The following is a 5,916-nucleotide window of genomic DNA, read 5'->3' as shown; positions in this document are numbered from 1 at the left end:
CTTGAATCTCCAACAGGACTTCTGGTAAATCAACATGAGGCAATAAACTGTCTACAAGTGTTTTGAGTTGAAGATAACTTTCAGCCTCTGCTAATTTATCTAAATTCCTGATAGTTAATGTCTCACGTCCGAATGGCACGAAGATAAGGCAGGAGGCAGGAGGCAGAAGGCAGAAGGAAAAGAAAAGAAAAACCTGGAAGTCTTGCAGCACAAGGATTTAAAACTCCTGCCTCCTGCCCTCTGCCTCCTGCCTCACCCCAACAAATAGCTTTTCTTAGTGCCATTCGTCTCACGTCCTTTAGCGACTTCAATTTTAACAGCAGTATTGTGAGGTAGGTTGTTAGCAGTACGCTGATAGGCTTCATCTAACTGTTGTTTGAGAACTTGGAGTTCAGAGGCAGGAGCTGCTTGCAGGTTCAAAACTCGGCAGACATGGGAGCGGGCTGACTCCCAAGCCTGACCCTGTAATAATTTAGCTCCCGGATTGCTCCAACGCTCAGAAGGACTAGTAAATAAATCTCGGCGACGCAGAGAATCAACCATTTGCTCTAGAATACAAAAAGTATAAGCGCGACGGTCAATTTTTCCGTCTTCTGTAACAACCCATTGCACCCAATTTTTACCAACTACTCCTAGTGGTGCATTCTCCATCTTGGGCTGGCGCTGTCCTTCAATGGACTGGAGAAAACGCCAAGCGGTTAAAATAGGTTTGCCAGCCATGTTGGCTTGAAAATCAATTGTTCGCAGTAAAATGGGTAGAAAACGTCTGACAATTCGCCAATGCAACAATAACTCCCGGTAGTAATTATCGTCATTTGGACTAGCCAAATCTTCTACTTTAGCGATCGCTGTTTCTAACTGTTCTTTGCTAATCAGTTGCCACACCTGCTCTCTAACCTTTTGGTCATCACAATTTGGGTCGAGTAGGACTCGACAAGCAACAGATAGTTGTAAAGCAGATGTATCTAAATCCTTCAGAGTCCGCAACCGTTGATTTTTGCCCTCTCGTTCCGAGTCGGACAGCAAATCTTTGATCAATAAATCTAAGATATCAAGGGCATCATCAGTGGCGATAGCTTCTATGATATAGATAAACGCAACTAGAGTAGCGATGCGCCGAGAATCTGACATTCGCTCAATAGCTTGCGCCCGAACCGTTAAAGCCGTTTTTGCTAAGGATTTGAAGCGAATGGGTGGGATTTTCGTTACATCTAATTTCCTGATTCCGAAAGCACGAATTGTGACGAGACGATTTAAAGCGGCTACTAAAGCAGGCGCACTGTACCGGGTCGGAGAACGGCGCAACTGGTCTAAAGGAGTCTGTTGGGTTTTTTCGTTGACCCTTAAAATAGACACCAGTTTAGTTCGTTGCTCAGGAGTTGGCAGTTTGGATACAACTGACCAAGCTCGTTGATTGACCCGTTCTCGAACACTGCCAATCAGCCGGACTAACACCGTCACTCCAGGTAAAAGAATTTTGTTCTCAAGCAAGCGAGCGGTAGTCAAGTCAAATAGAATACTTGGACTTTCATCGCCGATCCAAGCTCTCTCGTATAGCCAACGCAGCAAACGCCACCTAGAGGGCTGTTCAGTAAAATCTCGATAACCATAGTGTCGCTTGATGATTTGAGCGTGTTCCCAATGAGTGGTGGGTCTTTCTAAATAGTGCAGCAGGCAGTTGGTTTGGGAGATGTCTAGTTGTTGAGCGAGATCAGCTACGATTCCAGGTGGGACATCAATTGGGTTAATCAAAAAAGTTCCTAAAAACCGCACTGTGCTCTCGTTGGATGGCGAAGCCCAAACGATTATGGTCGCCACGACGCTGTTTCACCAATTGTCGTGCTGTATCGTCGAGATGAAAATAGCGAGCTAATTGCAGAGGTGTCGGTTCTCCGACATAACGCCCATAACGGAGTTTTTGCTCCTCGGTCAAAAACTGAATTGACATTCTCCTCCATTTTGAAACTTTGCCTAGTTAGTATTGTTTTAGGCAAAGTATTTTAGACATAGTAACCATGAAATGAGGATTTGAGCCATGTCTGCAAAAGCTACTCAACTTCTGTTTTCGGCAAAGTTCCCGTTTCGTTCTCCACCACCTGTCAAACGTCCATCACAACGAGAACAGGAATATTTACATCTAAAAGAAGTTGAATCTATGATCCATGCTGCTCGTCAAGTTGGGCGGCATAGAACCAGGGATACAGCAATTATTTTACTCATGTTTCGACATGGACAACGCAGGAGCTGAGTTAGTGGCACTCAAGTGGTCTCAGGTCGATTTGTCAGGTGGTTATATTGAAATTCGTCGGGTCAAACATGGGCATGATACTGTTCACCCTCTGCGTGCGCCAGAATTAAGAGCGTTGCGTCAGATACAACGGGATTATCCCGATACTCCATATGTGTTTGTTTCCGAGCGTAAAGCTCCACTGTCCACCAGAGTTATTCGTCACATTATTGCACGAGCTGGTGAAAAAGCGGGAATTGCTCAACCAGTTCATCCCCACCAACTGCGTCATGCTTGTGGCTATTATTTGGCTAACTCAGGTCACGATACAAGAGCTATTCAAGACTACTTAGGACATAAGAATATTCACTATACCGTGCGCTACACGCAAATGTCTCCGCAACGGTTTGAGTCTTTTTGGACAGACTAATTACAGATAAAATGCACTACTTTTAAAATTTTGATGCTTATAACCTTTTTCCAGTAAGGCATAGAGCCTTAGCGTAAGTTTCTGTACGATTGCTACAAAAACCCCGAAACCAACTTTTGGGGGGTTGTCCGCCTCACTAACGCCGTTTTACCAATTATGAGACAGCAGCGTAGTGGACATATTATCAATATCAGTTCAGTCGCGGGATTGATTGGCGCACCAGGTCAAGGTTTTTACAGTGCAAGTAAGTTTGCCCTCGAAGGTTATAGCGAAGCATTAAGCATAGAACTAGACCCATTCAATATTAAAGTGTCTTTAGTTGAGCCTGGCTACTTTAAGACCAACTTCAACCAAGCCATGCTACAGCCTACCGCAATTCATAGTGATTATGACACTGTACGCGATGTAATTTCCTCATCTGTCCAGGGCGCAATTGCACAAGGTGACAATCCTGAAAAGGTTGCACAAGCGATTGCTCGTATTGCTTCAAGCCAGTCACCACGATTACGCTACCGTGTTGGCAATGAGGCACAATGGTTGCCTCCCCTGAGAGCGATACTACCTGATAAGCTGTTTCGCTTTGGTGCGCGTAAACGGTTGAACCTGCCTTAAACCACACCATGATTTTACTGGGTAACTAATTCGGAACTCCAGTTGCTCTCCACAGTAGTAATATATGACACTAAGGACTGGCTGGAGTTACCGATGGCAGTGCGGGTAATGGCGCTGCTGGTGGTGCAGTTGTTGGAGGCTCTGTAGCAGGCTGACAGGCCCCTACAAGTACACTTAGCCCAAAAGCTGAAATTAGAAAAATAAATCTTTTGTTTACCATTCCTCTTTGAATAACTTACTTGAATATTAGTAAATCTTATCGGAAAATATCGCTACATAATGCTGAGTTTTACCATATTTTACGTCCACGTTCTTGAGGAGAATAAGATTGAGCAATCGATCGGATTTTGATTAAGTCAAGCATCGCTATTGTTTAATTAGTTGCTTCGCTTTCCTGCTTGAATTATAAAGCCATATTAAATGTAGTTAAAATGGCTTTATAACCTTGGATCATACTAATCAGTATCTATGAAAAATTTTTGCACGACTGATAAATGTGATGCAAACTTTAGGATGACTAAAGCTGTTTGAGAGTCAGTAACCTATCAATAAGTTAGCTATTATACGCAAATATCAAAAATTTAGTGCCTTCGTAGATGAACTCTGCCATCTTGCACATACCCATCTTTTGATGTGCTTGAAGTGATGCTTTGTTGTTTGCCTTAATGAACAGTATCCCCTCACGCTCTGGTAACAAATCTTTCAGCTTGGTGAACATTACCCCAGCAATACCTTGCCCACGCATAGTTTCATCAACACAGATGGGACCGTATAAGTAAGCATCTTTTGTACCAGCGTAGGCTTGTAACATTACCGTTATAATTGGTAAATTACCAGTTGTCTTTGACCAACTGAGTAAGAATCCTACAACTTGCCCATCTTTGCGGGCTACAACATTCGGCATTTTAGATATAGTTATCATCACTGCCTCTGGCTCAAGATGACCTAACAACATACCACCATGTTCGGCGTCATTGGCTTGCGCCAACTTGAGAATTCCAGTAACATCGCTGAGGCTGGCACGGTCAATTACAATATCATTGCGACACATACTTGCAATTTTTTTACTTAAGCCTGATCACTTGAGAGAAGATTTTGCTGATACACTAATTCGTAACTAAGATAATATTCTTTTGGCAGTAGCGATCGCCTGATCCACACTCTCCACAATATAAACATTTTCTGGCGACAGTTTTTTAAAGAAAAGTTTACTTTCTTGATCATTATTCAACAAAATTACTTGCTTATTTGCTTTCAAAGCTAGAGCAATTTCTGAAGCGGTTCCTGTACCCATACCGCAAGCAATTACCAGATCACTGGTAAGAACATTAATATTGTTTCTAGAATTACCCATATCTGTGAAAATAGCAATATCCACCCAAGAGGACATACCATCCTGATTTTCACCTGGAAGAATACCAATAGTTAAACCATCAGCAGATTTTGCACCTTTACTTACTGCATCCATTACTCCTACATTTCTACCACCAGTCAGTAAAACCCATCCCTGTTTGGCAATAAGTTGACCTAGTATATAAGCATTTTGTAAATCATTTGCTGTCGCATTTTCTCCCCGACCCATAACCCCAATAATAATTTTTCGCATACAATTTCAGATGATACTGGTTTTGGGCGACAAGTGAAAGCGGCCTCCCTGAAAGGGCGATTGGCTGAGGTGTTGGGAAGATAGCAATTGCGCTCTTGGGGCAGTGAAGCGCGATTGTAACATCTACGATTCAACACTCACCGCTTAAGGAGCGCTACGCCATTCTTTAAGTCGAACTTAACTTTTTAACCGTAATAGCCACACCAGCATAATACCGGTTACTGCCGCACTCGCAGCCCAACTTACACCATTGAACAAAACATTTTTTATAACATAATGCAAACTGCTAACATTACCCAGAAATGCAGTAACAGTCAAGCTCACTGCTGCACTCATGACCCCACTTACAGTACTAACGGGTATCCACCACGCTGCGTATTGAGTGTGGTGGCGTAGAACTAACCATTGGGCAACCCCAAGTAAGGTAAAAGTTATAGAATTATTGATGACATTATATCCGAAAGATCCTATAGTCGCTCCGTAGTATGGTACAAAAGTACGCAAAAACAAACCAAGAAAGCTAGCAAGTATCCACCATCTGGCGTCTGGAATGTAATGGCGTAGAACCAACCATTGAGCGACTCCGATGATCAGACCAGTCATGAATATATGGGAGAAATAATCTTCATCACCAAAAATCCAAGCTCCAAAAATTATTCCGCCTATTGTAGTAGCTATCACCCATAACAACCACAAGAAAAAAAGCCATTCGGGACTTTGAATCTTTGTATGATCCATGCTGCTATTTCCTCCAATATTGATAGCAAATCTTAACCAGAATTACATTGTCAAATAAAAATTACAATTCACTGTATTTTCTGTGAATTCTATAGATAAAGAATTGGATTTAACTGAAGCTTCTATAGGAGTAGGAACTGAAAACGGACCTTATATAAAAGCTTCTTCGACAACAGCACTAGTTAGGCGAACGCAGTTCAAATGCAGAATTGATTTTCCTTTCTTAAATAACGATAAGCGTGAGGATTCCAACGCTGTAACGTTGCCGACAATTAGCAATATATAAAATCCAATAATCTTTGA

General features: G+C 42.4%; 8 protein-coding genes. 3 read left to right on the top strand and 5 right to left on the bottom strand.

Annotated elements, in window-relative coordinates; all coding sequences use genetic code 11:
- Positions 1-252 precede the first annotated feature (252 nt).
- Both ACFFAP_RS34950 and ACFFAP_RS34945 read right to left on the bottom strand, forming a co-directional pair.
- Positions 253-1,752: a DUF4158 domain-containing protein gene (locus ACFFAP_RS34950; protein WP_375515510.1), complete on the bottom strand. Its 1,500-nt coding sequence runs from the start codon at positions 1,750-1,752 to the stop codon at positions 253-255.
- Positions 1,745-1,948, bottom strand: a complete 204-nt coding sequence (locus ACFFAP_RS34945) for a DUF4158 domain-containing protein (RefSeq protein WP_375515509.1) — start codon at positions 1,946-1,948, stop codon at positions 1,745-1,747. Before ACFFAP_RS34945 ends, ACFFAP_RS34950 begins: the two co-directional genes overlap by 8 nt.
- Positions 1,949-2,035: 87 nt before the next feature.
- On the opposite strand from ACFFAP_RS34945, the gene ACFFAP_RS34940 reads away from it, so the two are divergent.
- From ACFFAP_RS34940 to ACFFAP_RS34930, 3 genes are all read left to right on the top strand, one after another.
- Positions 2,036-2,248 (top strand): hypothetical protein, encoded by a 213-nt coding sequence (locus tag ACFFAP_RS34940; protein WP_375515508.1) that lies wholly within the window; start codon positions 2,036-2,038, stop codon positions 2,246-2,248.
- Between the two features lie 4 nt (positions 2,249-2,252).
- Positions 2,253-2,657 carry a tyrosine-type recombinase/integrase gene (locus ACFFAP_RS34935; protein ID WP_375515507.1) on the top strand — a complete coding sequence of 135 codons (405 nt, stop codon included), beginning with the start codon at positions 2,253-2,255 and terminating at the stop codon, positions 2,655-2,657.
- Positions 2,658-2,738: 81 nt separating this feature from the next.
- Entirely contained in the window at positions 2,739-3,269 is a 531-nt protein-coding gene (locus ACFFAP_RS34930; protein ID WP_375515511.1) for an SDR family NAD(P)-dependent oxidoreductase, read from the top strand.
- Between the two features lie 553 nt (positions 3,270-3,822).
- Here ACFFAP_RS34930 and ACFFAP_RS34925 read toward each other — a convergent pair.
- The 3 genes from ACFFAP_RS34925 to ACFFAP_RS34915 form a co-directional block, all read right to left on the bottom strand.
- On the bottom strand, positions 3,823-4,320 hold the full coding sequence (locus tag ACFFAP_RS34925; protein WP_375515506.1) for a GNAT family N-acetyltransferase: 498 nt from the start codon (positions 4,318-4,320) through the stop codon (positions 3,823-3,825).
- A 66-nt stretch (positions 4,321-4,386) separates the two neighbouring features.
- Positions 4,387-4,875 (bottom strand): TIGR00725 family protein, encoded by a 489-nt coding sequence (locus ACFFAP_RS34920; RefSeq protein ID WP_375515505.1) that lies wholly within the window; start codon positions 4,873-4,875, stop codon positions 4,387-4,389.
- A gap of 177 nt (positions 4,876-5,052) precedes the next feature.
- Positions 5,053-5,613: a hypothetical protein gene (locus tag ACFFAP_RS34915; RefSeq protein WP_375515504.1), complete on the bottom strand. Its 561-nt coding sequence runs from the start codon at positions 5,611-5,613 to the stop codon at positions 5,053-5,055.
- Positions 5,614-5,916 lie beyond the last annotated feature (303 nt).

Source organism: uncultured Nostoc sp., from assembly GCF_964245575.1.
Taxonomy (GTDB): domain Bacteria; phylum Cyanobacteriota; class Cyanobacteriia; order Cyanobacteriales; family Nostocaceae; genus Nostoc.
This window is presented reverse-complemented; position numbering and strand designations above follow the sequence as displayed.